This window comes from Streptomyces hygroscopicus subsp. hygroscopicus, from assembly GCF_001553455.1.
GTDB lineage: Bacteria > Actinomycetota > Actinomycetes > Streptomycetales > Streptomycetaceae > Streptomyces > Streptomyces hygroscopicus.
The window spans coordinates 44,221-70,819 of sequence record NZ_BBOX01000048.1 but is presented as its reverse complement, the minus strand read 5'-3'; the positions used below and the strand labels follow the sequence as shown (position 1 = coordinate 70,819).

26 protein-coding genes are annotated in these 26,599 nt (G+C 71.4%); 16 read left to right on the top strand and 10 right to left on the bottom strand.

Annotation, left to right across the window (positions count from 1 at the left end; genetic code table 11):
- Positions 1-75: 75 nt before the first annotated feature.
- The 8 genes from AXW62_RS06505 (at position 76) to AXW62_RS06475 (ending at position 7,063) form a co-directional block, all read left to right on the top strand.
- Positions 76-732 carry an HAD family hydrolase gene (locus tag AXW62_RS06505; protein WP_060943645.1) on the top strand — a complete coding sequence of 219 codons (657 nt, stop codon included), beginning with the start codon at positions 76-78 and terminating at the stop codon, positions 730-732.
- A 25-nt stretch (positions 733-757) separates the two neighbouring features.
- Complete coding sequence (locus AXW62_RS06500; RefSeq protein ID WP_060943644.1) at positions 758-1,984, top strand: MFS transporter; 1,227 nt, start codon at positions 758-760, stop codon at positions 1,982-1,984.
- On the top strand, positions 1,953-3,125 hold the full coding sequence (locus AXW62_RS06495) for an acetoin utilization protein AcuC (protein WP_060943643.1): 1,173 nt from the start codon (positions 1,953-1,955) through the stop codon (positions 3,123-3,125). Before AXW62_RS06500 ends, AXW62_RS06495 begins: the two co-directional genes overlap by 32 nt.
- Positions 3,126-3,369: 244 nt before the next feature.
- Positions 3,370-4,185 (top strand): phosphatase, encoded by an 816-nt coding sequence (locus AXW62_RS06490; protein ID WP_060943647.1) that lies wholly within the window; start codon positions 3,370-3,372, stop codon positions 4,183-4,185.
- 128 nt (positions 4,186-4,313) lie between these two features.
- Positions 4,314-4,523, top strand: a complete 210-nt coding sequence (locus AXW62_RS06485) for a helix-turn-helix domain-containing protein (protein ID WP_014053989.1) — start codon at positions 4,314-4,316, stop codon at positions 4,521-4,523.
- Positions 4,524-4,651: 128 nt separating this feature from the next.
- Positions 4,652-4,750 carry a 30S ribosomal protein bS22 gene (locus AXW62_RS40525; protein ID WP_003948845.1) on the top strand — a complete coding sequence of 33 codons (99 nt, stop codon included), beginning with the start codon at positions 4,652-4,654 and terminating at the stop codon, positions 4,748-4,750.
- 211 nt (positions 4,751-4,961) lie between these two features.
- On the top strand, positions 4,962-6,005 hold the full coding sequence (locus tag AXW62_RS06480; protein WP_030834698.1) for an NAD-dependent epimerase/dehydratase family protein: 1,044 nt from the start codon (positions 4,962-4,964) through the stop codon (positions 6,003-6,005).
- 14 nt (positions 6,006-6,019) lie between these two features.
- Positions 6,020-7,063: a lysophospholipid acyltransferase family protein gene (locus AXW62_RS06475; RefSeq protein ID WP_060943642.1), complete on the top strand. Its 1,044-nt coding sequence runs from the start codon at positions 6,020-6,022 to the stop codon at positions 7,061-7,063.
- Positions 7,064-7,392: 329 nt separating this feature from the next.
- On the opposite strand, the gene AXW62_RS06470 is transcribed toward AXW62_RS06475, so the two are convergent.
- The 4 genes from AXW62_RS06470 to AXW62_RS06455 form a co-directional block, all read right to left on the bottom strand.
- Positions 7,393-8,637, bottom strand: coding sequence for a DUF5667 domain-containing protein (locus tag AXW62_RS06470; protein ID WP_060943641.1), 1,245 nt, complete (start codon positions 8,635-8,637; stop codon positions 7,393-7,395).
- 204 nt (positions 8,638-8,841) lie between these two features.
- Complete coding sequence (locus tag AXW62_RS06465; protein WP_060943640.1) at positions 8,842-9,648, bottom strand: ECF subfamily RNA polymerase sigma factor, BldN family; 807 nt, start codon at positions 9,646-9,648, stop codon at positions 8,842-8,844.
- A 560-nt stretch (positions 9,649-10,208) separates the two neighbouring features.
- Complete coding sequence (locus AXW62_RS06460) at positions 10,209-11,132, bottom strand: HAD family hydrolase (RefSeq protein WP_060943639.1); 924 nt, start codon at positions 11,130-11,132, stop codon at positions 10,209-10,211.
- 169 nt (positions 11,133-11,301) lie between these two features.
- On the bottom strand, positions 11,302-11,580 hold the full coding sequence (locus AXW62_RS06455) for a glutaredoxin family protein (RefSeq protein ID WP_030834709.1): 279 nt from the start codon (positions 11,578-11,580) through the stop codon (positions 11,302-11,304).
- Between the two features lie 461 nt (positions 11,581-12,041).
- Between AXW62_RS06455 and AXW62_RS06450 the strand changes: the two genes are divergently transcribed.
- From AXW62_RS06450 to hemB, 5 genes are read left to right on the top strand one after another with little or no spacing between them, the layout of a single operon-like run.
- Entirely contained in the window at positions 12,042-12,845 is an 804-nt protein-coding gene (locus AXW62_RS06450; RefSeq protein ID WP_060943638.1) for a redox-sensing transcriptional repressor Rex, read from the top strand.
- On the top strand, positions 12,842-14,314 hold the full coding sequence (locus AXW62_RS06445; RefSeq protein ID WP_060943637.1) for a glutamyl-tRNA reductase: 1,473 nt from the start codon (positions 12,842-12,844) through the stop codon (positions 14,312-14,314). Before AXW62_RS06450 ends, AXW62_RS06445 begins: the two co-directional genes overlap by 4 nt.
- A complete protein-coding gene (gene hemC / locus AXW62_RS06440; RefSeq protein ID WP_060943636.1) occupies positions 14,311-15,300 on the top strand; it encodes a hydroxymethylbilane synthase in 990 nt (329 codons plus the stop codon). Before AXW62_RS06445 ends, hemC begins: the two co-directional genes overlap by 4 nt.
- Entirely contained in the window at positions 15,297-16,961 is a 1,665-nt protein-coding gene (locus AXW62_RS06435) for a bifunctional uroporphyrinogen-III C-methyltransferase/uroporphyrinogen-III synthase (protein WP_030834728.1), read from the top strand. The genes hemC and AXW62_RS06435 overlap by 4 nt, the downstream gene beginning before the upstream one ends.
- A complete protein-coding gene (gene hemB, locus AXW62_RS06430) occupies positions 16,958-17,962 on the top strand; it encodes a porphobilinogen synthase (RefSeq protein WP_060943635.1) in 1,005 nt (334 codons plus the stop codon). The genes AXW62_RS06435 and hemB overlap by 4 nt, the downstream gene beginning before the upstream one ends.
- Positions 17,963-18,043: 81 nt before the next feature.
- Here the strand turns inward: hemB and AXW62_RS06425 are convergent, their stop codons facing one another.
- Entirely contained in the window at positions 18,044-18,793 is a 750-nt protein-coding gene (locus tag AXW62_RS06425) for an SDR family oxidoreductase (RefSeq protein ID WP_060943634.1), read from the bottom strand.
- Between the two features lie 90 nt (positions 18,794-18,883).
- Positions 18,884-19,633: an SDR family NAD(P)-dependent oxidoreductase gene (locus tag AXW62_RS06420; protein ID WP_060943633.1), complete on the bottom strand. Its 750-nt coding sequence runs from the start codon at positions 19,631-19,633 to the stop codon at positions 18,884-18,886.
- Positions 19,634-19,751: 118 nt separating this feature from the next.
- Between AXW62_RS06420 and AXW62_RS06415 the strand changes: the two genes are divergently transcribed.
- Positions 19,752-20,351 carry a TetR/AcrR family transcriptional regulator gene (locus AXW62_RS06415; RefSeq protein ID WP_060943632.1) on the top strand — a complete coding sequence of 200 codons (600 nt, stop codon included), beginning with the start codon at positions 19,752-19,754 and terminating at the stop codon, positions 20,349-20,351.
- A gap of 201 nt (positions 20,352-20,552) precedes the next feature.
- Here the strand turns inward: AXW62_RS06415 and AXW62_RS06410 are convergent, their stop codons facing one another.
- The 4 genes from AXW62_RS06410 to AXW62_RS06395 form a co-directional block, all read right to left on the bottom strand.
- Positions 20,553-20,774: a hypothetical protein gene (locus tag AXW62_RS06410; protein ID WP_211282342.1), complete on the bottom strand. Its 222-nt coding sequence runs from the start codon at positions 20,772-20,774 to the stop codon at positions 20,553-20,555.
- 14 nt (positions 20,775-20,788) lie between these two features.
- Positions 20,789-22,468, bottom strand: a complete 1,680-nt coding sequence (locus AXW62_RS06405; RefSeq protein WP_060943630.1) for a sodium:solute symporter family protein — start codon at positions 22,466-22,468, stop codon at positions 20,789-20,791.
- Positions 22,468-23,088: a nucleoside/nucleotide kinase family protein gene (locus AXW62_RS06400; protein WP_060943629.1), complete on the bottom strand. Its 621-nt coding sequence runs from the start codon at positions 23,086-23,088 to the stop codon at positions 22,468-22,470. The genes AXW62_RS06405 and AXW62_RS06400 overlap by 1 nt, the downstream gene beginning before the upstream one ends.
- Positions 23,089-23,185: 97 nt before the next feature.
- Positions 23,186-24,097: a sugar phosphate isomerase/epimerase family protein gene (locus tag AXW62_RS06395; RefSeq protein WP_244502724.1), complete on the bottom strand. Its 912-nt coding sequence runs from the start codon at positions 24,095-24,097 to the stop codon at positions 23,186-23,188.
- Positions 24,098-24,198: 101 nt separating this feature from the next.
- Here AXW62_RS06395 and AXW62_RS06390 point away from each other — a divergent pair, with 101 nt between their 5' ends.
- Positions 24,199-25,431: an ROK family protein gene (locus AXW62_RS06390; protein ID WP_107406233.1), complete on the top strand. Its 1,233-nt coding sequence runs from the start codon at positions 24,199-24,201 to the stop codon at positions 25,429-25,431.
- Between the two features lie 201 nt (positions 25,432-25,632).
- Positions 25,633-26,526, top strand: coding sequence for a D-alanyl-D-alanine carboxypeptidase family protein (locus AXW62_RS06385; RefSeq protein WP_079115499.1), 894 nt, complete (start codon positions 25,633-25,635; stop codon positions 26,524-26,526).
- Positions 26,527-26,599: the final 73 nt, after the last annotated feature.

Genomic DNA, 26,599 nt, shown 5'->3' with positions numbered 1-26,599 from the left:
TTTTATGAAAAGCCCGGTGGGGGGCTTCGGTTCCCCGCCGGGCTTTTCGTTTTTGCCGGTTTGTAGGCTGAGCCCATGCGCTATGACCTGGTGATCTTCGACAACGATGGTGTGCTCGTCGACAGCGAGCCCATCTCCAATCGGCTTCTCGCCGCCTATCTCACGGAGTTGGGGCACCCCACCAGCTACGAGGACTCCATCCGGGACTACATGGGCTCGGCCATGCATCGGGTCCATGATCTGGTCCTCGAGCGCTCGGGCCAGCGGCTGCCGCCGGACTTCGACACCACCTTCCACGGCCGGGTCTTCGAGGCATTCCGGCGCGAGCTGGTGGCGGTGGCCGGTGTCTCCGAGGTCCTGGAGAAGCTGCGGGCCGACGGGATTCCGTACTGCGTCGCCTCCTCGGGAAGCCATGAACGCATCCGCGTCGCCCTCCGCACGACCGGGCTGTACGACCTCTTCGACGAGGACCGCATCTTCAGCTCCGAGGACGTGGGACGGGGCAAGCCCGCCCCGGATCTGTTCCTGTACGCGGCCGAGCGCATGGGCGTGTCGCCCCAGCGCTGTGCCGTCGTCGAGGACAGTCCGCTCGGGGTCCAGGCCGCCCTGGCCGCCGGAATGGACGTGTACGGCTACACCGCCATGACCCCCGCCGCCAAACTCTCCACGGCCCGGGCCCACTTCACCGACATGGCCGAACTGCGAGGACTGCTCACCTCTACCCACGGGTAGTGCGGGGGCCGTACGCTCCACGGCCATGACGGATTCGCGTCCCAGCCGTCGGCTGCGGCAGGGCCGGGCCTCGCTGGCCATCAGCTTCTTCGTCCAGGGCGCGGTCTTCGCTCTGCTGGTGACGCGGATACCCGCGCTACAGGACCGGTACGGGATACCCGATGGGCTGCTGCCCCTCTTCCTGGCCGCCGTGCCGGTCCTCGCCGGGGCGGGCAGCGTCGGCACCGAGCATCTCGTCAAGCGGACGCGTCCGGGGCTTGTCCTCCGTCTGGTGCAGCCCGTCGTCTCCCTCGCCCTGCTGGCTGCCGGATCGGGGACGGCGGTGTGGCAGCTCGCCCTGGCGCTCGCGGTCTTCGGGCTGGCGGTCGGGGCGCTCGACGCGTCGATGAACATGCTCGGGGTGAGCCTGCAGCGCGCGTACGGCCGCAGCATCATGCTCGGTTTCCACGCCGCGTACAGCCTCGGCGGGATCACCGGCGCCTCGCTCGCCTGGGCGGGCGCGCACTGGGACCTGCCGCTTCCCACGCTCTACGCACCGCTTGTCGCCGTCCTGGTGCCCGCCGCGCTGATCGCCGGCCGTTGGTACGTCGATCAGCGGGGCGCGCAGCGGGCCGACCGGGCCGACCGGGCCGAAGCGCCCCAGGACGGCGCCGTGGTGAGCATGCGGCCGCTGCTGCCGCTCTGTCTCGTCATGGCCTTCGCCTACATCGGCGACTCCACCGTCTCCAACTGGAGCGCCAAGTACCTGGAGGACGTGCTGCACGGTTCCGAGCAGCTGGCCACCGTCCCGTACAACGTCTACATGGTCACCACCCTCCTCGGCCGCTCCTTCGGGGATCTCGGGGTGCGGCGCTTCGGCGCGGTCGCCGTGGTCCGGGCGGGGGCGCTGCTGGCGGGCGGCGGGTTCGCGGTGGTCGCGGCGGCGCCCGGCGCCTGGGCGGGGATGGGCGGGTTCACCCTGCTGGGGCTCGGGCTGTGCGTCCTGGTGCCACAGACCTTCGCGGCCGCCGGGCGGCTCTTCCCCGGGGCGTCCGATGCCGCCGTCGCGCGCCTCAACATCTTCAACTACGTCGGCTTCCTCGTCGGTTCACCGCTCGTCGGCGCGCTGGGCGGGGTGTGGAGCTACCGTGCCGCGATGCTGGTGCCGATGGCGCTCGTGCTGGTGACGATCCGGTACGCGAGGTCGTTCGGCCCCTTACCCGCCGGATACGGTGACGGGCATGAGCGGCCGCGCACAGTTGATGTGGGATGAGGAAGTAACCGGATACGACTTCGGCGCCGGGCATCCGATGGACCCGGTGCGGCTCGCGCTGACCATGCGGTTGGTGGAGGCGTACGGGCTGGACCGGGCGGTCCGGGTGGTGGCCGCCAGGCCGGCCGGGGAGTCGACGCTGCGTCTGGTCCACGGGAAGGACTACATCGAGGCGGTGCGGCGGGCCTCCGCCGCGCCGGAGTCGGCCGACGGCTCGTACGGCCTCGGGACGATCGACGACCCGGCCTTCGCGGGGATGCACGAGGCGTCCGCGCTGATCGCCGGGCAGTCGGTCGGCGCGGCCGAGGGCGTATGGCGCGGAGACGCGCTGCACGCGGTGAACTTCACGGGCGGACTGCACCACGCGATGCCCCGGGGCGCGTCCGGCTTCTGCATCTACAACGACGCGGCGCTGGCGGTCGCTCGGCTGCTGGAGCTGGGGGCGGAGCGGGTCGCGTACGTGGACGTGGACGTGCACCACGGGGACGGGGTGCAGGCGGCGTTCTGGGACGATCCGCGGGTGCTGACGATCTCGCTGCACGAGCATCCCCGGACCCTGTTCCCGCAGACCGGCTGGCCGGAGGAGACGGGTGGAGAGGGCGCCGAGGGCTCGGCGGTGAATGTGGCGCTGCCCGCCGGGACCGGGGACGCGGGATGGCTGCGGGCCTTCCACGCGGTGGTGCCGGAGCTGCTGGCGGCGTTCCGGCCGCAGGTGCTGGTGACCCAGCACGGCGCGGACACCCATGTCGAGGACCCGCTCGCCCACTTGGCGGTGACCGTCGATGCTCAGCGGGCGGTCGCGGAGAGCTGCCACCGGCTGGCGCACGAACACGCCGACGGGCGCTGGGTCGCGCTCGGGGGCGGCGGCTACGCGGTGGTGGACGTGGTGCCGCGGTCCTGGACGCATCTGGTCGCGATCGCGGCGGGGCGGCCGGTGGCGGCCGGGACGCCGGTGCCGGAGGAGTGGCGGCGGGAGGTGTACCGGCGGACCCGGATGGACGCGCCCCGGCGGATGACGGACGGGCGGGAGCCGGACTGGCGGGAGTTCGCCGAGTCGGGGTACGACCCGGCGGACCGGCTGGACCAGGCGATCCTGGCGACGCGCCGGGCGGTCTTCCCCCATCACGGGATCCTCCCGTGAACCGCCCCTGAGAAAAGCCTTCCCACGCCTTCCGGGAACGTCCGGGCAGGGAGTGGTCTGGAGAAATGGGCGCCTGGGCAGGGAGCCCCGGGCGGGAAGCGCCCGGAGGGGGCGCCGGGCCGGGGAGGGCGCGGCCGGAGGGAACACGCCGGACGAGGGTCTGGCCGCGCGGGCGTTACGCCGACCGTGGGGTCTGCCGGCGTATCCCGGCGGCGGGTGGGGCGTGTCCGCCAGCATCAAAGACGTGTGGAGTACCGCCGCGCTGCGTGCGCATCTGCTGGCGGCGCGGCTCGCCGGACCCGTGGCGACGAGCCGGGAGGAGAGCCTGCGCCGCTATCGGCTCTTCGCCGCCCGGGACCCCCGGGTGCTGCTGGGCCTGGAGCCCGAATACGACTGGTCGTTTATGGAATTGCTACGCCTAATGGGCAGCAAATGCGGGGTTTCGGTCGACCCGGCCCACACTTCCGGTCAGGATGTGATCGATCCGGAGCTGACCATCGCCGCGCTGCATGCGTTCGCGGACCGACTGCGCACCGCCGCCCGGGCCCGGCTCCCCGTGCTCCTGGGCACCGGCCATCCCCACCGTCTCCTCGGTTTCTACGCCGCGTTGGCGTCGGCGCTCTCGGCGGCCGGCTGCCGCGTCCTCACCCCCGCGCAGGGTAGATGTATCGACATAACGACGCGGTTCGGCGTACGCACCTACCGGCTCGCCTACGTACGGGGAGTCGCGATGGTGCGGGAGCCCGGCGCTCGGCCCACCGCGAGTGAGCCGGGCGCCCACAGCCACTCTCCGCTCCCGGTTCGGGTCGCCCTCGGCTGCGCCGCGGAGTCCGGCGGCCCGCTGCCGGGGCTGGTCGTCGGGGACCACGGATGGGTCTGCGGGGCAGGTCAGCTGGGTTTCGAGGCCATGGGGCTCGGAGACGCGGACGACCCCGCGCTGTTCGTCGGGGAGGCCGAGGGACGGGTGTCCGTCGCCGTTCCGCTTGATGACGCTGTGCGGTCTGGTTACTACCGGCCGATTACTCGCTATGTACTCAATCGAGCGTGTCTGTCACAGTAGGCGTCCGATCGCTACTCCTCTTCCCCACTTGCATCACCCGCCCCTAACCTGGGGTGGAGCGCGCATGCGACCAGGAGTCACCGGAGGGGAAGCCGGTGCCCGACATGTGCGGAAGGTTCAGGTGTGTCATGGCTGCTGGCGAAAGGCCTCTGAACGAGGTTCAGTTTCTGACCGTGGCGGAAGTCGCCTCGGTGATGCGAGTGTCCAAGATGACCGTGTACCGGTTGGTGCACAGCGGTCATCTGCCGGCGATCCGGGTGGGCAGGTCTTTCCGGGTCCCAGAGCAAGCGGTTCATGAATACCTCCGCGAGTCCTATGTGGGGGTGGAGTCCGCTTAGGCCCTTTCCGGGGCCTGGGGAGGCCCTCGGATTACGTGGTTCGCTCGGCGCCGGGTAGGCTGGCCCGATGTAGGTCGTGTGGGCTCGGACGCCCCGCACCGAGTGAGTCGAAGTGAGCGAGGGTAGTCGTGGGCTCTGTTATCAAGAAGCGGCGCAAGCGGATGGCGAAGAAGAAGCACCGCAAGCTGCTCAAGCGCACGCGCGTTCAGCGTCGCAACAAGAAGTAGGCAAGCGACGCTGTGTTCGTCCCGCAGCCCTTCCACCGCCGGTGGAAGGGCTGCGGTGCGTGCACCGGACCGGTCTGCGCCACGGCCGCCCCTCCGGCCCCGGCTTAAAACGTCGTACCGCGCGGCGAGTGGTCATCACAGGGCAACATCGAGCGGTTACGGTGTTCGGCACAGCCCAGCTCGGACGAGGGCGGGAAGGAAGGCGCTGATCTTGGGAAAGGTCGTGCTCGTCACCGGAGTCGCTCGCCGGCTGGGAGGCCGTTTCGTCCGGCGCATACAGCGCGAACCCGATGTGGAGCGGGTGATCGGCGTGGACGCCGTGACCCCCGAACACCACCTCGGTGGCGCCGACTTCGTCCGGGCCGACATCCGTCATCCCACGATCGGGAAACTGCTCGCCGAATACGGCGTCCACACCGTCGTCCACATGGACATCAACGGCACTCCGCTGGGGGCGCGCGGCAATCGCACCTCGGTCAAGGAGACCAATGTCATCGGCACCATGCAGCTGCTCGGCGCCTGCCAGAAGGCCCCGTCGGTCCAGCGGCTGGTGGTGAAGTCCAGCACCAATGTGTACGGCTCCGCGCCCCGCGACCCCGCCGTCTTCAGCGAGACCACCCCGCCCAAATCCCTGCCGAGCGGCGGTTTCGCGAAGGACGCCGTCGAGGTCGAGGGATATGTCCGCGGATTCGCCCGGCGCCGGCCCGATGTCGCGGTGTGCGTGCTGCGCTTCGCCAATATCCTCGGGCCGTGCGCGGACTCACCGCTCGCCGAGTACTTCGCGCTGCCCGTGCTGCCCACCGTCATCGGCTATGACCCGCGGCTGCAGTTCGTCCATGAGAAGGACGCCATCGAGGTGCTGAGGATCGCGGCCTCCGAACCGCGCCGGTCCACGCTCAACAGCGGCACGTTCAACATCGCCGGAGACGGGGTACTGCTGCTCTCCCAGGCCGCCCGGCGGCTCGGCCGCCCGACCCTGCCGCTGCTGCTGCCCACCCTGCGCTGGGCCCGCGCCGGGCTGCGGTCGCTCGGCATCACCGACTTCTCCCCCGAGCAGATCCGGCTGCTCACCCACGGCCGGGTGGTGGCCACCAACCAGATGCGCGAGACCCTGGGGTTCGAACCCGAGCACACCACCGCCGGCGCCCTCGCGGACTACGCGCACAGCCGCGGTCCCGGGCTGCTCCCGCCCGAGACCCTCGCCCGTACCATCGACCGGCTCGCCGCGCTGCTGCCCGCCGGCGCCCAGACGTGAGGAGCGCAACCACCATGGCGGATGCCAAGGTCATTCCGTTCGGGGAGGAGCCCCGGGCCCGGAGGAAGGGCCCGCGCCCGGGACGCGGCGGACGCCCCCAGGGCTCGCTCAAGCCCGTACCGCAGCAGCGCGACGAGGCGCTCGAGCAGCGCCCCCAGACGGCCGCCGCGGCCGTGCCGCCCCTGCCGCCGGACCCGCCCAAGCCGGCCCCGGGCGGCGGGGACTGGGAGCGCAGGCTGGCCCACGGGCTGAGCTTTCTGCGCCGCCGGATCACCGGGGACTACGAGGTCGACGACTTCGGCTACGACCACGACCTGACCGAGCAGGTCCTGATGTCCCTGCTCCGCCCGGTGTACGAGAAGTACTTCCGGGTCGAGGTGAAGGGGATCGAGAACATCCCCGACAGCGGCGGTGCGCTCGTCGTCGCCAACCACTCCGGGGTGCTGCCGCTGGACGGGCTGATGCTCCAGGTCGCGGTGCACGACAACCACCCGGCCGAGCGCCATCTGCGGCTGCTCGCCGCCGACCTGGTCTTCGTGCTGCCGGTCGTCAACGAACTGGCGCGCAAGGCCGGTCACACCCTCGCCTGCTCCGAGGACGCCCAGCTGCTGCTGGAGCGCGGCGAGGTGGTCGGGGTGATGCCGGAGGGCTTCAAGGGGATCGGCAAGCCGTTCTCGGAGCGGTACAAGCTCCAGCGCTTCGGGCGGGGCGGCTTCGTCTCGACGGCGCTGCGCGCGGGGGCGCCGATCGTGCCGTGCTCGATCGTGGGCGCGGAGGAGATCTATCCGATGGTGGGGAACGCCAAGACGCTGGCCCGGCTGCTCGGCCTGCCGTACTTCCCGATCACGCCGACCTTCCCGCTGCTCGGTCCGCTGGGCGCGCTGCCGCTGCCGACGAAGTGGACGATCCAGTTCGGCGAGCCCATCCCCACCGATGGATATCCGCCGGAGGCGGCGGACGATCCGATGCTGATGTTCAACCTGACCGACCAGGTACGCGAAACGATCCAGCACACGCTCTACAAGCTGCTGGTGCGGCGGCGGTCGGTGTTCTTCTGAGGCCATCCCGCTGAGCCGGTGCCGAGCGGGCCGTCACCCGGCCTGATGGACGCGAGTCCGGCACGGTCGGCCGGAGCCCGGGGGCCTGCCGGTGCCGAGCGGTGCGAGGACGGCCGGGGCGGGGGCCGAGCCGTTGGTGCGGCGGCGGTCGGTGTTCTTCCGAGGGCCGCTGGTGCGGTGGCGGTGGTTCTCCTGAGCCCGTTGCCCAGCCGGGTGGCCCTCGTCGGCCGGGGCACCGGGACTGGTCCGCGTCGCCGCCGCGGGGTTTCTGGCGGGTGGTCCGGGGTGGGTGGCATGCGGAACCGCACCGCACCCACCCCGGACCACGGTCACCTCGTGTCGTCGCCGTCGATGCCCAGGCCCGGCAGGAGGTCCGGCAGCAGCGGGGGGATGGTGATATCAGGCTGGGGCGGCTTGCCGCTCGGGTCGCCCTTGCCCGTGGACGGGCTGGGGCTCGCGCCGCCGACCGGCGGGTCCAGCAGATCTCCGGCCCCGCCGACCAGACCGCCGACCTGGTCCTGGGGGCCCGCCGAGGCCGAGGGGTGGGGGTGGGTGGCGGCCTCGCCGGTGTGGCTGCCGCTCGGAGCGGCCGAGGCGGATGCCGGGCCGCCGCCCGGTTCCGCCGCCCCGGAGCGCTGGGAGGCGTGGCCGGTCTGCTCGTGGCCCACCTGGCCCTGCCGCTCCCTCTTCAGGGCGGGCAGCAGCGCCCGCAGCGGGCCGACCTCTTGGTCTATGGCGTCGAAGACCGAGCTGACCTCGTCGCCGACGTCCATGAGCTGGACCGGGAGCCGCTCACGCAGCCGGCTCCAGCCGTCGCGGTGGGCCTGGGAGAAGGAGGAGAGCCGCTGGATCGGGCCGAGCGAACCGTCCCGCTCGTAGACCTGGTGCAGCAGCCGGTGGCCCTCGGAGGCGTCATGGCGCATACCGGCCAGGGTCCGGCGGATCTCCCGCAGCGAGTCATGGTCCAGATCGCCGGTGCGGGCCCGCTCCATCAGACGGCGCGCCTCGCTCAGCCGGGTCGAAGCCTGGTCCAGATAGATCCGGCCCCGGTCGGCGTCGCCGTCCGCCATCTCCAGCTTGAGGTCCTCCATGCCGCGCTTGAACCCGTAGAGCGTGTCGCCCGGCAGCGCGTCCGAGCTGGCCGCGGCGACGCCACCGAAGGCGCCCGCCGCGACGCCGACCGTGAGCCCCCCGGCCGCAAGCCCCTTGGACCAGCGGGAACGGGGGCGCAGTCTCGCCACCGGGGGTTTGGCCCGGTGGGCGCCGCCGGTGCGGCGGCGCTGCTCGGGCACGCGCGTCGCGCCCTCGGCGAACGCCGCCTCCATGGCGGCGAGCAGCTGCGCCCGCTGCGTGCTGCGGACCTCCGGGTCCAACGTCGGTGCCGGCAGCTCGCCCAGCCCGCTCGCCAGGGCCAGCAGCCGTCTCCGCTCGGCGCTCTCCGCCGATGAGGAGCCTGGCTGTTGGTGCGGCGTCTCGTCCTGGGGGGCCTGGTGGTTGCTCTCCAGGGCCTCCAGGGCCTCAAGGGCCTTGGCGAAGGCGTTCGCCCGCCGGTGTGCCGATACGTTCGCGATCACAGGCGGCACCTCCTCTCGTCGTGACGGTCGACTCCCCAGGACACCCGAGGGTTCCGTGCCGTGCGCGCGTCCACCCGATCGAGTGAGTGGACTACGGGCAGGGTACGACCAGAAGGCGCCTGCATCCCCCACAACGAGCGGCGCAGTACCCGGGTTACGCCCTCCCCACCGGCGGGCGGGGCGTGCCCGGGGCGCTACGGGCGGTCAGCGGGCGTCGTCCGGGAGAAGGCGGGCCAGGGTGCGCACGGCCCGGTACTGGAGGGTTTTGATGGCGCCCTCGTTCTTCCCCATGACCCGGGCGGTCTCGGCCACCGAGAGCCCCTGGAGGAAGCGGAGCGTCACGCACTCCTGCTGCTGCGGGTTGAGTTTTCGCACCGCCTGCAGCAGCGCGGCGTTGGACAGCGATTCGAGGACGGAGTCCTCGGGGCTGCGCTCGACCTCGTTGGCGTCCAGCATCTCGCCGGTGGTGACCTCCAGCCGGAAGCGGCTGGATTTGAAGTGGTCGGCCACCAGGTTGCGGGCGATGGTCACCAGCCAGGCGCCGAAGTCCCGGCCCTGCCAGGTGAAGGTGCCGATGCGGCGCAGGGCTCTGAGGAATGTCTCGCTGGTGAGGTCCTCGGCCGTGGCCCGGCCGCCCACGCGGTAGTAGATGTAGCGGTAGACCGTGTCGGCGTACTGGTCGTAGAGCCTGCCGAACGCCTCGGCCTCCCCGGACTGGGCGCGCTCGACGAGGTCCATCATGCGGCGGCTGTCGCTGTCGGCGCCGGGGCGCCGGGCGGTGGGGGTGGAGCCGCGGGAGCGTCTGCCGACCGCGGCGCCGCCGTCCGCCAGGGCGTAGCACGGGCCGGCCTGGCCGGTGTGGTTGACCGTGCCGACGGCTGGGCCGGCGGGCAGGGGGGTGGCGAGGGCGGGGACGGCATACGCGGTGGGGACGAAGCCGCGCAGACAGTCGAGGACCGTTGCGCGCAGCGTAGCCAGGCCCGAGGCGTCAACCCCGACGTGTGGGTACACGGGACTCCCAGAGGCAGAGCTTCCATCACGTGCAGTACGGGACCGTCACCCGCCGTAGGGACGCGTGGGTACCGGTTTGCGTCTAAGGAGAATAACGCTTCGTACAGGCAGCACTACACCCAGTTGCTCAAATCATCGTTTCCGTTCGCTCTGTTATGGGTTGATGACACATCAAGTATCGAACGTGAGCCGGAGATTGACCGGAATCGTTCGTGGGTTGTGCGATTGTGTGGCGTGTTGTGACAAAGCGGCGGTAAGGGGACTGGCGAGGGCGCTGTGGGGTAGGAAGTGCGGAATGACTGAAACAGGGCGGTCGCGTTCGGTTGGTGACGCTGGGTATCGGCGGGTACGCCGTCACGTAGCGCGATCGGCGGTCAGCCTTGACCGTCCTCGGTCATGGTCGTGCGCAGGCGGTCAGCGCCGCCCGCGGCGGGCCCGTCGGCAGGGCTCGGGCTGGGCAGGCTGGGCAGGCTCCCGGTGGGCACGGCGCGGCGCGAGGTCAGCAGGGTGAGGCACGCGGCCCGGCGGCCGGGGCGGTGGTGGCCGCCGCGGTCCGGCCGTCAGCGGCGTCGGCGGTGCAGGGCCACGGCGGCCGCCGTACCGCCCGCCACCGCGCCCACCCCGGCCGCCGCCGGGATGCCGATCTTGGCCGCCTTGCGGCCGGTGCGGTAGTCGCGCAGCCGCCAGCCGTGCTCACGGGCGTGCTTGCGGAGCCGGGTGTCCGGGTTCACCGCGTAGGGATGGCCCACGATCGAGAGCATCGGGATGTCGTTCGCGGAGTCGCTGTAGGCCGCGCAGCGGGAGAGGTCCAGGCCCTCGGCCGTCGCCAGCGCCCGTACGGCCTCCGCCTTGGCCGGGCCGTGCAGCGGCTCGCCGACCAGCCGGCCGGTGTATACGCCTCCCACGGACTCGGCCACCGTCCCCAGCGCTCCGGTCAGGCCGAGCCGCCGGGCGATGATCGTCGCGGTCTCGACCGGCGCGGCGGTCACCAGCCAGACCCGCTGCCCGGCGTCCAGGTGGGCCTGGGCGAGGGCGCGGGTGCCGGGCCAGATGCGGTCGGCCATGTACTCGTCGTAGATCTCCTCGCCGATCGACATCAGCTCGGCGACCCGGTGGCCCTTGACGATGGACAGGGCGCTGCTGCGCACGTCCTCCATATGGGCCGGGTCCTCGACACCGGCCATCCGGAACCACGCCTGCTGCCAGGCGAAGCGGGCGAGCTCGCGCTTGCGGAAGAAGTGCCGCTTGTAGAGGCCGCGGCCGAAGTGGAAGAGCGCGGCGCCCTGCATGACCGTGTTGTCCAGGTCGAAGAAGGCGGCGGCCCGCTCGTCCCCGACGACGGGGAACTCCGGTTCGGCCGGGGGCTGCGGTGCGGGGGCCTCGGCCGATGTCTTGCGCGCGGCCTCGGCCGATGCCTCTCCGGCGAGGACGCTCCGCTCGGTGGCGGGTCGTCGGCGTCGGGTGAACCATCCCAGTGCGGCCATGAAAGGAGCATAGCCAGCGCTCCGGGCGCATCCCGTTACGCCCGGGTGTCGGGCCGATTCAGGTTGTGCGAAAGGAAGGCCGCGCCGGGTGCGGGATCAGCCGCCGGCCGGGGCACTGCGCTGGGGGCGGGGCCAGCCGCCGGCCGGGGCACTGCGCCGCGTTGCGGGATCAGCCGCCGAGCGCGGTGCGCAGCCGCTTGGGGTCCACGCGCCAGAAGTCGTGCTGTTCGCCGTCGACGAGCACCACCGGGATCTGCTCCCAGTAGGCGCGGTACAGCTCCTCGTCCTGGGTGATGTCCTTCTTCTCCCAGGGGGTGCCCAACTCGTCGCAGACCTGCTTGATCACGGCCTCGGCGTCCTCGCAGAGGTGGCAGTCGGGCTTGCCGATCAGCGTGACCGTGCGCTCGGTGGGCTTCTTGCGCGGGGTGCGGCGCAGCAACGGGCTCATGTCCGCCATTGTGCCCGCCGGGGTGGCCCGGCCGGTGCCGTGGAGTCCGGAACGGGTGCCCATGGGGTCGGCCCATGGGTCCGGAACGGGGGCCCGTGGGTCCGCCATGGGTCCGGAACGGGTGCCTGGGTGGTCCGGAACCGGGGTTCGAGGAGTTCGGGATCGGGGTCCCGGTCGATTACGATCGTGGGCGTTTTGTTGCTGTCCGGGGGTAAAAAGGTGAGGAGTGAGGGCCTGTGCTCCCGTGGGCGGCCCAGCGGTGCGCATGCGCCTTCCGGGAACGGTGTGAGGCGGTTCCTGGTTCCGCGTCCGGCCCGAAAAGACGCGTGACACCGGTCACTTTGCTCGGACAAAGCGGACACCATCTTTGTGCACGCGTTCACAAAGACATAGCCTGCTGTCGATGGGGCGGTCATGTGACACCCGGCCGCCCGCAGCCTCGCTCTACCCGCAGGAGCACCGTGGCAACTGGCCGAACTCACCGACCGGCGACCCGCAGCCGAGGGATCCCCGAGGCCACCGTCGCCCGGCTACCGCTGTATCTGCGTGCTCTGACCGCGCTCTCCGAGCGCTCGGTCCCCACGGTGTCCTCCGAGGAGCTGGCAACCGCGGCCGGCGTCAATTCGGCCAAGCTGCGCAAGGACTTCTCCTATCTGGGTTCGTACGGCACCCGCGGGGTCGGCTACGACGTGGAGTACCTCGTCTACCAGATCTCGCGGGAGCTCGGGCTCACCCAGGACTGGCCGGTCGTGATCGTCGGTATCGGTAACCTCGGCGCCGCGCTCGCCAACTACGGCGGTTTCGCCTCCCGTGGCTTCAGGGTCGCCGCGCTGATCGATGCCGACCCCGCCATGGCCGGCAAGCCGGTCGCGGGCATCCCGGTGCAGCACACCGACGAGCTCGAGAAGATCATCACGGACAACGGCGTCTCGATCGGCGTCATCGCCACCCCGGCGGGCGCGGCCCAGCAGGTCTGCGACCGGCTCGTCGCCGCCGGGATCACCTCGATCCTCAACTTCGCGCCGACCGTGCTGTCCGTTCCGGACGGGGTGGACGTGCGCAAGGTCGACCTCTCGATCGAGCTGCAGATCCTCGCCTTCCACGAGCAGCGCAAGGCGGGCGAGGAGATCGCCGCTCCGGAGGAGGCCGCGGGGGCCGTTCCACCGCCTCCCGTGGCGCCCCATCGCGCGCCCTCCGGCGCCCCCGGCGCCGACAGCGGCCGGCAAGGACCTGACGGGGATGTGCCCGCCGTGATGCCGGCATGAGTCTCCTCGTCGTCGGACTGAGCCACCGCAGCGCGCCCGTGAGCGTGCTGGAGCGCGCCGCCCTGGTGGGGGACGAGCAGGTGAAGCTGGTGCAGGACACCCTCGCCGCCGAGCCCGCCACCGAGGCCGCGGTGCTGGCCACCTGCAACCGCATCGAGCTCTACGCCGACGTGGACAAGTTCCACGCCGGGGTCGCCGAGCTGTCCACGCTGCTCGCCCAGCACACCGGCGTCGGACTGGACGAGCTCACCCCGTATCTCTATGTGCACTACGAGGACCGGGCCGTCCACCACCTCTTCTCGGTGGCCTGCGGGCTGGACTCGATGGTCGTCGGCGAGGGCCAGATCCTCGGCCAGATCAAGGACGCGCTCGCGCTGGGGCAGGAGCTGCACACCGCCGGGCGGCTGCTGAACGATCTCTTCCAGCAGGCGCTGCGGGTCGGCAAGCGGGCCCACAGCGAGACCGGTATCGACCGGGCGGGCCAGTCGCTGGTCACCTTCGGCCTGGAACAGCTGGCCCAGGACGCGCCGGTGGCGGAGTGGGCCCGGGGCAAGCGCGCCCTGGTGATCGGCGCCGGTTCGATGTCCTCGCTGGCCGCGGCGACACTCGCCCGCGCCGGTGTGGCAGAACTGGTGATCGCCAACAGGACGTTGGAGCGGGCGCTGCGCCTGGCCGAGTCCCTGGCCCAGCAGCACGCGGCCACCCCGGCCGCGATCACCGTGGCCGGTGCGGAAACGTTGCACGAGGGCCTGGTGGCCCGCGCCGTGCCGCGCGACCGGGTGGCCGCCGAGCTGCCGCACGCCGACATCGTCGTGTCCTGTACGGGCGCGACCGGCCTGGTCCTGACCGCTGAGGAACTGCGCACCGCCCTCGCCCAGCGCGCGGCCTGCCCGCCCGGGGCCGAGTCCGCCCCGGGGCCGGAGGTCTCGCTGCTGGACCTGGCGATGCCGCGCGACATAGACGCGGCGGCGCACCGGATCGAGGGGCTGCGCCTGGTCGACATCGAGTCCCTCGCCGAGGCCGCCGCCGAGCCGTCCGGCGCGGCGGGCACCTCCGCCGGGGCGATGGCCGCCGATGTGGACAAGGTGCGGGCCATCGTCTCCGCCGAGGTGGCCGCCTTCGGGGCGGCCCAGCGGGCCGCGCACATCACGCCGACGGTGGTCGCGCTGCGTACCATGGCGGCGGACGTCGTCACCAGCGAGATCGCCCGGCTCGAAGGGCGCCTTCCCGGTCTGGACGACAAACAGCGGTCCGAGATCACGCAGACCGTGCGCCGGGTCGTCGACAAACTGCTGCACGCGCCCACCGTGCGGGTCAAGGAACTCGCGAGCACTCCGGGAGGCGCCGGTTACGCGGACGCGCTCCGCGAGCTCTTCGACCTGGACCCGCAGGCGGTCGCCGCCGTCAGCCGTGCCGACGGCTCGGCCCGCACCGCCGAACCGAACGACCCGAAGGGAGGCCGGGCATGAACGCCACCCCCTCACCCGCCGCCTCCGGCGGCACCCCGCCGCTGCGTCTGGGCACCCGCCGCAGCGCGCTGGCCATGGCCCAGTCCGGCCTGGTGGCGGACCTGGTGCGGGAGGCCACCGGGCGCCCCGTCGAACTGGTCGAGATCACCACGTACGGCGACACCTCGCGGGAGCACCTCGCGCGGATCGGCGGCACCGGCGTCTTCGTCTCGGCGCTGCGCGAGGCGCTGCTGAGCGGTCAGATCGATCTGGCCGTGCACTCGCTGAAGGACCTTCCCACCGCGGAGCCGGAGGGGCTGCGGCTCGCAGCGATCCCGCGCCGCGAGGACCCGCGCGACGCGCTGGTCGCCCGGGACGGGCTCACCTTCGCCGGGCTTCCGCCGGGGGCCCGGATAGGCACCGGCTCCCCGCGCCGCGCGTCCCAGCTGCGCGCCTGGGCCCGCGCCTGCGGCCTCGACATCGACACCGTGCCGATACGCGGCAACGTCGACACCCGTATCGGCTACGTCCGGTCCGGACGGCTGGACGCCGTGGTGCTCGCCGCCGCCGGGCTGACCCGCCTCGGGCGGATCGGCGAGGCGACCGAGCTGCTCGATGTCGACCATGTTTTGCCCGCCCCCGGCCAGGGGGCCCTGGCGGTGGAGTGCGCCGCGTCCAATGCGGCGCTCGCTGCCCGGCTCGCCGCGATCGACGACCCGTACACCCGGGTCGCCGTGACCGCCGAGCGATCCCTGCTCGCCGCCCTGGAGGCCGGCTGCAGCGCACCCGTGGGTGCGTTGGCCGACCTGTTGGCCGACGGTCAGGTTGTCACCGAAATGCGCCTGCGCGGCGTCGTCGGCACCATCGACGGCACGACGCTGGTGCAGCTGTCCACCACCGGTCCCGTACCCGCATCACCCAGTGAGGCCGCGGAACTCGGTCGCGAACTCGCCTCCGAGATGCTTGCCAAGGGTGCGGCCGGTCTTATGGGGGAGCGAGCACTTTGAACCCCAACGCCCCGAACCACCCCGGCTGCGGACACGTCACCTTCCTCGGTGCGGGCCCAGGAGATCCGGGCCTGCTGACCTTGCGAGCCGTGGAGGCGCTGGCCGCCGCGGATGTGCTGATCGCCGACCCGCACGTGCTCGACGTGGTGCGCGAGCACGTCAGGCCGGGCGTGGCCGCGGACGCTCAGGGCACACCGCGGCAGGCGGACACTGATGTGTCGTCAGGCGCCGCCACCGTCCCGGTACTCCGGGACACCGCCAATCTTGTCATGACGGCCGCACGCGGCGGCAAGCGGGTCGTCCGCGCGGTCGCGGGCGACCCCGGACTCGACGGTTACGCCGCCGACGAGATGCTCGCCTGCGCCGCCGAGGGCATCGTCTTCGAGGTGGTGCCGGGTGTGGCCGCCGCGGTGGGCGTGCCCGCCTACGCGGGGGTGCCGCTGCGGGACGCCAAGAGCGCGGACGTGCGTTTCGTGGACGCCCTGACCGCCGACGAGCGCTGCTGGAGCGAGGTCGGCTCGTCCGGCGCGACCGCCGTGGTCTCCGCGACCCTGGAGACGGTGGCCGCCGCCGCGGGTGAGCTGGTGGCCGCGGGCCGCAAGCCGGACACCCCGCTGACCGTCACCGTCGGCGGCACCACCACCCGCCAGCGGACCTGGACCGCGACGCTGGGGACCATCGCCCAGGTGCTGAAGTCGGCGAAGGTGCTGCCGTCGCCGCAGGGCGCGCAGCCCGTGATAGCCGTGGTCGGCGAGCAGAGCGAGGCCGGCCGGCGCGATCAGCTGTCATGGTTCGAGTCCAAGCCGCTGTTCGGCTGGAAGGTCCTGGTGCCGCGCACCAAGGAGCAGGCCGCCTCGCTCTCGGACCAGCTGCGCAGTTACGGCGCGGTGCCCAGCGAGGTGCCGACCATCGCCGTGGAGCCGCCGCGCACCCCGCAGCAGATGGAGCGCGCGGTCAAGGGGCTGGTCACCGGGCGCTACGAGTGGATCGCCTTCACCTCGGTCAACGCGGTCAAGGCGGTGCGGGAGAAGTTCGAGGAGTACGGGCTCGATGCCCGCGCGTTCGCCGGGATCAAGGTCGCGGCGGTGGGCGAGCAGACCGCCAAGTCCCTGATCGACTTCGGGGTGAAGCCGGATCTGGTGCCCAGCGGTGAGCAGTCCGCGGCCGGGCTGCTGGAGGACTGGCCGCCGTACGACCCGGTCTTCGACCCGATCGACCGCGTGTTCCTGCCGCGTGCCGACATCGCCACCGAGACCCTGGTCGCCGGGCTGATCGAGCTGGGCTGGGAGGTGGACGACGTGACCGCCTACCGCACCGTGCGCGCCTCGCCGCCGCCGGCCGAGACCCGTGAGGCCATCAAGGGGGGCGGGTTCGACGCGGTGCTGTTCACCTCGTCGTCCACCGTGCGGAACCTCGTCGGCATCGCGGGCAAGCCGCACAACGTCACTGTCATCGCCTGTATCGGCCCGGCCACCGCGAAGACCGCGGAGGAGCACGGACTGCGGGTGGATGTGCTGTCGCCCGAGCCCTCGGTGCTCAAGCTCGCCGAGGCGCTCGCGGACTTCGGGGCGGCGCGGCGGCAGGCCGCGATCGAGGCCGGCGAGCCGGTCACCCGCCCGAGCGAGCGACGGCCGGGATCACGTAGGAGGGCACGCTCTTGACCAGCACGTACGGCGACTTCCCCGGTGCACGGCCGCGCCGGCTGCGCACCACGCCCGCGATGCGGCGGATGGTCGCGGAGACCCGGCTGCATCCGGCGGAGCTGATCCTGCCGGTCTTCCTGCGGGAGGACATCACCAAGCCGGCGCCGCTGGAGGCCATGCCGGGCGTCGTGCAGCACACCCGGCACAGCCTGCGGAAGGCGGCGGCCGAAGCGGTCGAGGCGGGCGTCGGCGGGATCATGATCTACGGCGTTCCGGAGGAGTCCAAGAAGGACGCCACCGGCACGGCGGGCACCGACCCGGACGGCATTCTCCAGGTGGCCATCCGGGACGTGCGGTACGAGGTCGGCGACGACCTGGTGATCATGTCCGACCTGTGCCTGGACGAGTACACCGACCACGGCCACTGCGGGGTGCTGGACACCGAGGGCCGGGTGGACAACGACGCCACGCTGGAGCGGTACGCCGAGATGGCCCGCGTCCAGGCCGACGCGGGCGTCCACACGGTGGGCCCCAGCGGGATGATGGACGGCCAGGTCCGGGTGATCCGCGAGGCGCTGGACGCCGCCGGGCACCAGGACGTGTCGATCCTCGCCTACACCGTGAAGTACGCCTCCGCCTTCTACGGCCCGTTCCGCGAGGCGGTGGGCTCGTCCCTCAAGGGCGACCGCAAGACGTACCAGCAGGACCCGGCCAACGTCCGGGAGTCCCTGCGCGAGCTGCGGCTGGACCTGGCCGAGGGCGCGGACATGGTCATGGTCAAGCCGGGCCTGCCGTACCTGGACATCCTGCGCCGGATCGCCGACGCCGTGGACGTGCCGGTGGCGGCGTACCAGGTCTCCGGCGAGTACGCGATGATCGAGGCGGCCGCGGCCAACGGCTGGATCGACCGCGACCGCGCGATCATGGAGGCGCTGACCTCGGTGCGGCGCGCGGGCGCGGGGATGATCCTCACGTACTGGGCGACGGAGGTCGCGCAGCGGCTGAACCGGGGGGAGTAGCACCTCCCCCTGAGAGGGACGGAACGGGCCGGACGCGCACCAGGCGCATCCGGCCCGGCCGCGTCGCACGGCAGGCCCTGGCTAGTAGGCAAGCTCCCCGATGCCGCCATCGACGCGCAGCACGGTGCCGGCGGTGTAGGCGGACTCGTCCGAGGCGAGATAGACGGCTGCCTTCGCCATTTCGGTGGCGGTCCCTATGCGATGGAGCGGCACGGTCCGCCGAAGTTCCTCGTAGACGGCGGCCTGGCGCTCGGGACCAAGCGGCTTGAACGCATTGGTGAACGTCGGACCCGGGCTCAGACCGTTGACACGGATACCCCGGTCCTTCAGCTCATAGGTCAGCCCGCGGGTATAGGACAGCAGGCCCGCCTTGGCCGCACCGTAGACCGTCGCGTTCTCGTGTCCGATGAAGGCGGAAACCGAACCGACGAGAATGACCGAGGATTGCCGCGAGAAGAGCGGCAGCAGATCTCTGATCAAGAAGAACGGCGATTTCAGATTGGTCGCGAGGAGCCTGTCGAATGCCTCCTCGGTCCATTCCTCGATCGGGAGATGGGTGATGTCGGCGGCGTTGCTCATCAGAATGTCGAGCTTGGGCCATTCCGCCCGCAGCCGCGATGCGAGCGCCGCCTGGCCGGGTACGTCACCGGCGTCGCTGACGATGGTCAGCAGCGGACCCGCCAGCTGCCGGGCGGCCTCGTCCAGTCTTTCCCGCGAGCGGCCGGTGATCGCGACAGACGCTCCCTCGGCGAGGAACTGACGGGCCGTCTCCAGGCCGATGCCGCTCGTCCCTCCTGTGATCAGTGCGTGCTTTCCGTCAAGACGACCCATGGACTCTTTCTCCTTATGTGGCGCCGCGGCGCGTGGTGTGACGAATGACGGCTGTCCCCGTTGGTACGGGGCAGTATTCGGCCGGCGGCCTCAGATCGCGGTCCGGCCACCGTCAGCGGCCACGATCGCCCCGGTCATATAACTGGCTCGGTCGCTGGCGAGAAAAGCGATCACCTGGGCCACTTCGGCCGGGTCGGAGGTGCGCTTGAGCGCGGTGGTCAGGCCCATGCCGCCCATGTCCGGGCCCATCGCCGCGACCACCTTCGAAGTGCGCATCGGGCCCGGAGCGACAGCGTTGACGCGCACGTTCGACGCGGCGAACTCTGCCGCCCAGGTGCGGGTCAACGATTCGATCGCCGCCTTGGTGGCGCCGTAAACAGCCATTCCCGGCATGCCGAGGCCGGCCGCGGTAGAGCTGACGTTGACGATGCTGCCGCCGCCGCCCGCGGCCATTTTCGTCGCGAGCAGCGCGGTGAGCAGGAACGGCGCACGCACATTGACCGCGAAGGCGGCGTCGTACGTCGCGATGTCCTGCTCGGTGGTCGGGGCGAGCGTCATGAGGCTCGCATTGTTGATCAATATGTCCACGGCTCCGGCGTCGTCGGCCAGCCGGCGCACGGCCGCCGGGTCGGCCACATCGGCCGCGACGAAACGCGCCGTCCCGGTGGACTCGCCACCGGCCGCGCGGAGGTCCTCCACGACCTGGGCGCCGCGCTCCGGATCGGTGCCGGTGATGATCAGGTCGGCTCCCTGCGAGGCCAGGACCCTGGCCGTCGCGTGCCCGAGTCCCCCGATCGCGCCGGATCCGGTGATGAGTGCTGTCTTTCCCGCGAACTCCATGGCGTCGCCCTTCGTGCCCGACACATGGCCGCCGACTTCTGTGCGGCCGTTCAAAAAGTGATGTGATGGAAGCTATGACTTCTTGAACGACCTGTCAAGAAGTTGTAGCGTCGGGCAGGTGGCACGAACCGGACGCCCCCGTGGATTCGACAAGGACCAGACGCTGGCGCGCGCACTGGAGCTGTTCTGGTCCCGGGGATACGGGGCGACATCGATCCAGGACCTGGTCGACGCGCTGGCCGTCGAACGCGGCAGCCTCTACGGGACCTTCGGCGACAAGCGCCGCTTCTACCTCGACGCCGTCCGGCTCTACTGGGACGTGTACGAGCGGCACCTGACCGCCGCACTCGACACCAGCCCGCTCCTGCCGGCGCTTCGCGAGATCCTGACCCATCCGGTACGCCTGGACGAGCTGATCTCCGACGTGGGCGTGCCGCACGGCTGCCTGGTCGGCAACACGACCGCCGAACTCGTCCCCCACGACAGCGAAGCCACGGAGATCGTCACCCGCTCCTATCGCCGGTTCACCGACATCGTCACCGACGCACTCCGCCGCGCCCAGGCCGCCGGAGAGGTCACCGACGACGCCCGCCCGGAGGCCCAGGCCCAGCTCCTGCTCTACCTCGTCCAGGGCCTCTCGCTCGTGTCGAGGGCAGATCTCGACAGGACCGCGGCCCTGGCCGCGATCGACACCGCGATCGAGGCATTGCGGGCGTGACCGCGGCCGTCGCCGGCCGGGGGATCGGTCGGGTCACCCGGTGGCGGACCGCGCCGACCATGACGCGGTGGCGGCAGCCCTCCGGCCGCCCACCCCGCTCGGCCGGCTATACCGGCACCGGGACCGGCGCGCGGACCATGCGCCGCTGACGTACGGCGGCCCCTGCCCGACCGGGCAGGGGCCGCCGCGCAAAACGCCGGTTCAGCTCCCGTCGCGCCCCTGCGGGGCCAGCTTGGCCCAGGCCGCGAAGGCGGTGGCGACGGCCAGCAGGCCGAGGCCGATCCACAGGTTGATGCGGATGCCGTCCGCCTTGGCCACCTCGGCGGCGCTGTCGGTGAGGCCGAGGACGGTCAGCACCGCGCCGTAGAGGCCGAGCAGCCCGGCGATCAGCCATCGCACGTCAAAGGTCTTTCCCGGGGTCATGGGGCTCTCCTTCTTCATACGGCCACCACCAGCCAGACGCTCAGGCCCGCCGTCAGTGCCAGGATGATGCATCCCAGCACCACCGGGGACTTCCACCAGGGCTGCCGCACGGTCGCCTCGTGGGCGTCCGGCGAGTCGGGGTCGGGCAGGCCCCAGACCAGGCCGGCCAGTTCGGCGACCGGCTTGGGCTTGGTGACGAAGGTGACCGCGACGGTGACGAGCACGTCCACGACGAAGGCGAAGAGCGCCCCGTAGAAGTTGGCCATCTGGGCGTTGATGGTGTCGTGCGGGCCGACCTGGCCGCCGGGGTAGAACCAGCCGATGTGGTAGGCGGAGAGGTGGGCGGTGGCCGCCGCGACGGTGCCGGACAGCATGCCCCAGAAGCCCGCCCACGGGGTGACCCGCTTCCAGAACATCGCCAGCAGGAAGGTCGCGAACAGCGGCGAGTTGAAGAACGAGAACAGCAGCTGGATGTAGTTCTGGATGTTGTTGTACTCGGAGGCGACGAACGCGGCGGCGACGCTCACCGCGATGCCCGCGACCGTGGCGTAGCGCCCGGCCTTGAGGTAGTAGCGGTCGTCGCGCCCCCTGACCACGTACGGCTTCCAGATGTCGTAGGTGAAGACCGTGTTGAAGCCGGATATGTTGGCCGCCATGCCCGCCATGAAGGCGGCGAGCAGGCCGGTGAGCGCGATGCCGAGCACGCCGTTCGGCAGGAAGCGCTGCATCATCTCCGGGATGACGTCGTTGTACGTGGGCCCGCCGGGCTGCCCCAGCTTGGGGATGATGACCAGCGCGATCATGCCGGGGACCACGGTGAACAGCGGGAGCGCCATCTTGGGGAAGGCGGCGATCAGCGGGGTGCGGCGGGCCGCGTTGAGGTCCTTGGCGGCCAGGGACCGCTGGACCTCGGCGAAGTTGGTGGTCCAGTAGCCGAAGGCGAGGACGAAGCCCTCGCCCATCGCCAGGCCGATCCAGTCGCCGAGCGGATTGGTCCAGTGGCCCGGTGCGGTCCCCTGCCAGGTGTGCAGCAGGCTGGGGTCCTGCACGGCCTCCCTGAGACCGCTGAAGCCGCCCACGTAGTGCAGTCCGATGACGACGATCGGGATCAGCCCGGCGAGGATGACGAAGAACTGCAGCACCTCGCCGTAGATCGCTCCCGCGAGCCCGCCCAGGGTGATGTACGCGAGGACGAAGACCGCCGACAGCAGGATGGACAGCCACAGCGGCCAGCCGATCAGCAGCTTGACGATCAGGGCGAGCGCGAAGAGGTTGACGCCCGCCAGGAGCATCTGGGCGACCGCGAAGACGACGCTGTTGAGCAGGTGCGTCTGGTTGTTGAAGCGGCGGCGCAGATACTCCGAGACGCTGTGCACCCGCGTCGAGTAGTAGAACGGCATCATCACGACGCCGAGGAAGACCATCGCGGGGATGGCCCCGAGCCAGTAGAAGTGCACCGCGGCGGCGCCGTACTGGGCGCCGTTGGCCGCGCCGCCGATGATCTCCAGGGCGCCGAGGTTGGCGGATATGAAGGCCAGGCCGGTGATCCAGGCGGGCATCGAGCGCCCGGCCAGGAAGAAGTCACCGGTGGTGTGGACGGCCCGCTTGGTGGTGATGCCGATGGCGATGATCGCGCCGAAGTAGACGGCGAGCAGGAACCAGTCGACGGCTCCCAGGTTCAGGGTGCCGGTCATCAGCCGCCCCTCACCACGAAGTCGGCGGCCGTCCGCCCGGGGGCGACCAGACGGGCGTTGGCCTCGTCGGAGGTGAGGACGAAGCGCTCGGCCTCGTCCCGCGGCTTGCCGAACCGCTCATGGCGGTCGATGAGCCGGCGCACCCGCTCCTCGGTGTCCAGGTCGACCCACCAGCTCTCGTCCAGCAGCTCGCGGACCGGGAGCCAGGGCGCCTCGTCGAGCAGCAGGTAGTTCCCCTCGGTGATCACCAGCGGGATCTCCGGCGGTACCGGGATGGTGCCCGCGACCGGCTGCTCGAGCTCGCGGTCGAATCCCGGCGCGTACACCGTCTCCCCGGGCCGCGGCGCCCGCAGCCGCCGCAGCAGCGCGGTGTAGCCGTACGGGTCGAAGGTCTCCGGTGCGCCCTTGCGGCCGGTCAGACCGAGCCGCCGCAGTTCGACGTCGGCGAGGTGGAAGCCGTCCATCGGCACCAGGACGGCCCGGTCGGCGCCGAGGGCGTCGACCAGGTACTCGGCCAGGGTGGTCTTGCCGGCCCCGGGCGGTCCGGCGATACCGAGCAGGCGGCGGCCGTCTGCGTCGGCCAGGCGCTGAGCGCGCTCAAGGAGTTGCTGGGGAGTCATAGCGGGCGCTTTCGGCGGTTTCGGGGAGTTTACGGGATGGAGTGCTCAGGGGGGACGAGCGGTCGGCCGGTGTGGGGCGGCCGGGCCGGGTGGGTGCTCAGACCGTCGCGTGGGCGGCCTTGAGCTGGTCGGCGATGTACGAGCGGGCGTGCGCGGCGAGGTCGGCGCCGTCGGACCACAGATCGCGCCAGACGGCGAGGTCGTGGGAGAGGCCGGGGGCGACGACGGCGGAGGAGAAGGACTCGAAGGTGATCGGTCCCTGGTAGCCGATGTCCGCGAGGGCGTGGAAGAAGGCGGGGAAGTCCACGGTGCCGGAGCCGAGGTAGCCGCGGTTGGACTCGCCGATGTGGACGTATCCGAGGCGGTCGCCGCAGGCCCGGACCGGGCGGGAGAAGTCCTGCTCCTCGATGTTCATGTGGTACGTGTCCAGGTGGACCACCACATTGGCCGCGCCGATCTCGTCGATCAGCTCCAGGCCCTGCTGGGCGGTGTTGACCAGGTTGGACTCGTAGCGGTTGACGACCTCCAGGCCGAGGGTCACCCCGAGCCCGTCGGCCTCGGCGGCCAGCCTGCGCACGGCCTGGACGGCGTGCTCACGGCCCTTGGGGGTCGGCGGGTGGCCGTACTTGCCGAGCGCGCTGTAGAGCACCCCGCCGAAGTAGTCGCCGCCCAGGTCGTGGGTGATGTGCAGGGCCTGGCGCAGCAGCGCCTCGCCGCGGGCGGCGGTCTCGGGGTCGTCGGAGGAGACGTCGGAGTCGAAGGCGAGGCCGCGGGAGCAGGCGACGCCGAGGCCGTACTCGGCGAGCACCTCGCGGGTGGCCTTCACATCGACGATCCCGGGGTCGTGGAGGGAGATCTCGACCAGGTCGTACCCGGCCGCGCGGCTGCGCGCGGCGGCGGTCCGGGCGCCTTCGGGCGTCCAGTCGCCGGTCCACACGAGTGCGTGCACTCCGAGGTCGTTCATGACGATCCCTTCTGCTGCCTGCCCTTCGGGCGCGCTCTGCGTCATTGCGTGCTCGATGTTACGCATCTTTTGCGCGGAGGCAATACATAAGTTTTCTTGGGATCGGTCGTAAAGGGAGGTACGGTGTACGCGGTACCGAACAGAGCGTGAGCAGCGGAGGACAGGGGCCAGTGACGGAGGCGGTCTCGGCAGGTCAGCCAGCACAGGCGCATCCCACGGGCCCGGGGGCGGTACTGGCGCTCATCCGCGGCGGCCGGGCGACCACCCGGGCCCAGCTGATGGCGGCCACCGGCCTCTCCCGGTCCACCATGGCCACCCGGCTGGAGGCGCTGAGCGAGGCGGGCTATCTGGAGGTCTCCGGCGCGGCCGACTCCACCGGCGGCCGCCCCGCCGGCTCCTTCCGGCTGCGCCCCGACTCGGGGGTGCTGCTGGTCGCCGACATCGGCGGCAGCCATGTGCACACCGCGCTCGCCGACATGGCCTGTGACGTCCGCGCCTCGCACCGCCGCGACCTCGGCGTGGCCGAGGGCCCGGAGGTGGTGCTCGGCCAGGTGGCCGCCGACTTCCAGCGGCTGCTGAAGGAGGCGGGCGAGTCCGCCGGCCGGGTGCGCGGGATCGGCGTCGGGGTGCCGGGCCCGGTCGAGGCGGGCACCGGCCGGGTGGTCAGCCCGCCCATCATGACCGGCTGGGACGGCTACACGGTGCCGGACTTCTTCCGCGACACCTACGACTGCCTGGTGCTGGCCGACAAGGACACCAACCTCATGGCGCTCGGCGAGCACCGGGTCAACTGGCCCGACGTCCCGCACCTGCTCTTCGTCAAGGCGGGCACCGGAATCGGCTCCGGTCTCGTCCTCGGCGGCCGGCTCCACCACGGCTCCCAGGGCGCGGCCGGTGACATCGGCCACATCCCCGCCCCCGGGCTCGACGAGACCTCCCCGGACGCGCCCCTGTGCCGCTGCGGCAACTCCGGCTGTCTGGAGGCGCTGACCGGCGGCTGGGCGCTGGTGCGCGACCTCACCGCCGCCGGGCACGAGGTGGCCACCACCGACGACGTGGTGAACCTGGTCCGCTCCGGCAACGGCGACGCCGTACGGCTGCTGCGCCACGCCGGGCGCCTGCTCGGCCAGGGCGTCGCCGACGCGGTCAGCCTGCTCAACCCCTCGATCCTGGTGGTGGGCGGCGGCCTCGCCCATGCCCAGGAACACCTGATCGCCGGCATCAGGGAGGTCACCTACCGCCGTTCGCTGCCCCTGGCCACCCGGGATCTGCGGGTCGTCCTCTCCCCGCTGGCCACCCGCGCGGGCGTCACGGGCGCCGCCCATATGGTGGCCGACGCCCTCTTCGACCCGGCCGCGGTGGACGCCCAGCTGCGGTGAGCGTGCGCCGGGGCGGGGCCGGGCGCGGGGAGTGACGGCCCCGACGGAGGCGTCCGGCACCGCGTCGTCGCCGTCCGTGCGCCCAAGGGAATTTCCTGGAAGTCTTCACAGAAGGCACATCCATCGGGCCCTCTCGTGCGTCTCATCAGGGAGCGGCCCTGTTATGTGGTCGCAGGCCAGGGGCATTTGGAGATATTGACGTTGAAAACCGGCATGAAGGGTCTTTGTCGCGTATCCGCGGTCACGGTCACCGCTGGAGCCGTGCTGACGGCGGGGGCGTTCACCGCCTCCGCGCAGGCCGCGACGACCGCTACTCCCGCGATCGTCGCCAAGGGCGGGTTCGTGATGAACAACGGCACGGGCAAGAGCCTGTTCACCAAGGCCGCGGACACCCGCCGTTCCACCGGCTCCACCACCAAGATCATGACCGCTCGGGTGGTGCTCGCGCAGCCGAACCTCAACCTGGACGCCAAGGTCACGGTCCAGAAGGCGTACAGCGACTACATCGTCGACAACAACTGGGCCTCCTCCGCCAAGCTGATCGTCGGCGACAAGGTCACCGTCCGCCAGCTGCTGTACGGGCTGATGCTCCCGTCCGGCTGTGACGCGGCGTACGCGCTGGCGGACAAGTTCGGCACCGGCTCCACCCGGGCCGCTCGGGTGAAGTCGTTCATCGGCAAGATGAACAGCACCGCCAAGTCGCTCGGGCTGACGAACACCCACTTCGACTCGTTCGACGGCATCGGGCACGGCGCGAACTACTCGACACCGCGCGATCTGACCAAGCTCGCCAGCAGCGCGATGAAGTACTCCACCTTCCGCACGGTCGTGAAGACGAAGTCGACGAAGCAGAAGGTGACCACGAAGAACGGCGGTTACCGCTACATGTCGTGGACCAACACCAACAACCTGCTGGGCAGCTACTCGGGCACCATCGGCGTCAAGACCGGTTCGGGCCCGGAGGCCAAGTACTGCCTGGTCTTCGCCGCCACCCGGAACGGCAAGACGGTCATCGGCACCGTCCTCGCCTCCTCCTCGGTGGACAACCGCACCGCGGACGCGAAGAAGCTGCTGAACTACGGCTTCAGCAGGTAGCCCTACGGGCTCACGGCATGTCATGGGGCCTGTCCCGCACCGACCGTCCAGGTCGCGGGACAGGCCCCGTCGC

Coding starts and splice junctions, on each gene's coding strand:
- AXW62_RS06455 (WP_030834709.1), bottom strand. CDS start 11,580: ATGAGCCCGTTGCTGCGCCGCACCCCGCGCAAGAAGCCCACCGAGCGC.
- AXW62_RS06410 (WP_211282342.1), bottom strand. CDS start 20,774: ATGACCCCGGGAAAGACCTTTGACGTGCGATGGCTGATCGCCGGGCTG.
- AXW62_RS06400 (WP_060943629.1), bottom strand. CDS start 23,088: ATGACTCCCCAGCAACTCCTTGAGCGCGCTCAGCGCCTGGCCGACGCA.
- AXW62_RS06395 (WP_244502724.1), bottom strand. CDS start 24,097: ATGACGCAGAGCGCGCCCGAAGGGCAGGCAGCAGAAGGGATCGTCATG.
- AXW62_RS06425 (WP_060943634.1), bottom strand. CDS start 18,793: ATGGGTCGTCTTGACGGAAAGCACGCACTGATCACAGGAGGGACGAGC.
- hemC (WP_060943636.1), top strand. CDS start 14,311: ATGAACGCCACCCCCTCACCCGCCGCCTCCGGCGGCACCCCGCCGCTG.
- AXW62_RS06460 (WP_060943639.1), bottom strand. CDS start 11,132: ATGGCCGCACTGGGATGGTTCACCCGACGCCGACGACCCGCCACCGAG.
- AXW62_RS06505 (WP_060943645.1), top strand. CDS start 76: ATGCGCTATGACCTGGTGATCTTCGACAACGATGGTGTGCTCGTCGAC.
- AXW62_RS06420 (WP_060943633.1), bottom strand. CDS start 19,633: ATGGAGTTCGCGGGAAAGACAGCACTCATCACCGGATCCGGCGCGATC.
- AXW62_RS06475 (WP_060943642.1), top strand. CDS start 6,020: ATGGCGGATGCCAAGGTCATTCCGTTCGGGGAGGAGCCCCGGGCCCGG.
- AXW62_RS06485 (WP_014053989.1), top strand. CDS start 4,314: ATGGCTGCTGGCGAAAGGCCTCTGAACGAGGTTCAGTTTCTGACCGTG.
- AXW62_RS06495 (WP_060943643.1), top strand. CDS start 1,953: ATGAGCGGCCGCGCACAGTTGATGTGGGATGAGGAAGTAACCGGATAC.
- AXW62_RS06500 (WP_060943644.1), top strand. CDS start 758: ATGACGGATTCGCGTCCCAGCCGTCGGCTGCGGCAGGGCCGGGCCTCG.
- AXW62_RS06405 (WP_060943630.1), bottom strand. CDS start 22,468: ATGACCGGCACCCTGAACCTGGGAGCCGTCGACTGGTTCCTGCTCGCC.
- AXW62_RS06445 (WP_060943637.1), top strand. CDS start 12,842: ATGAGTCTCCTCGTCGTCGGACTGAGCCACCGCAGCGCGCCCGTGAGC.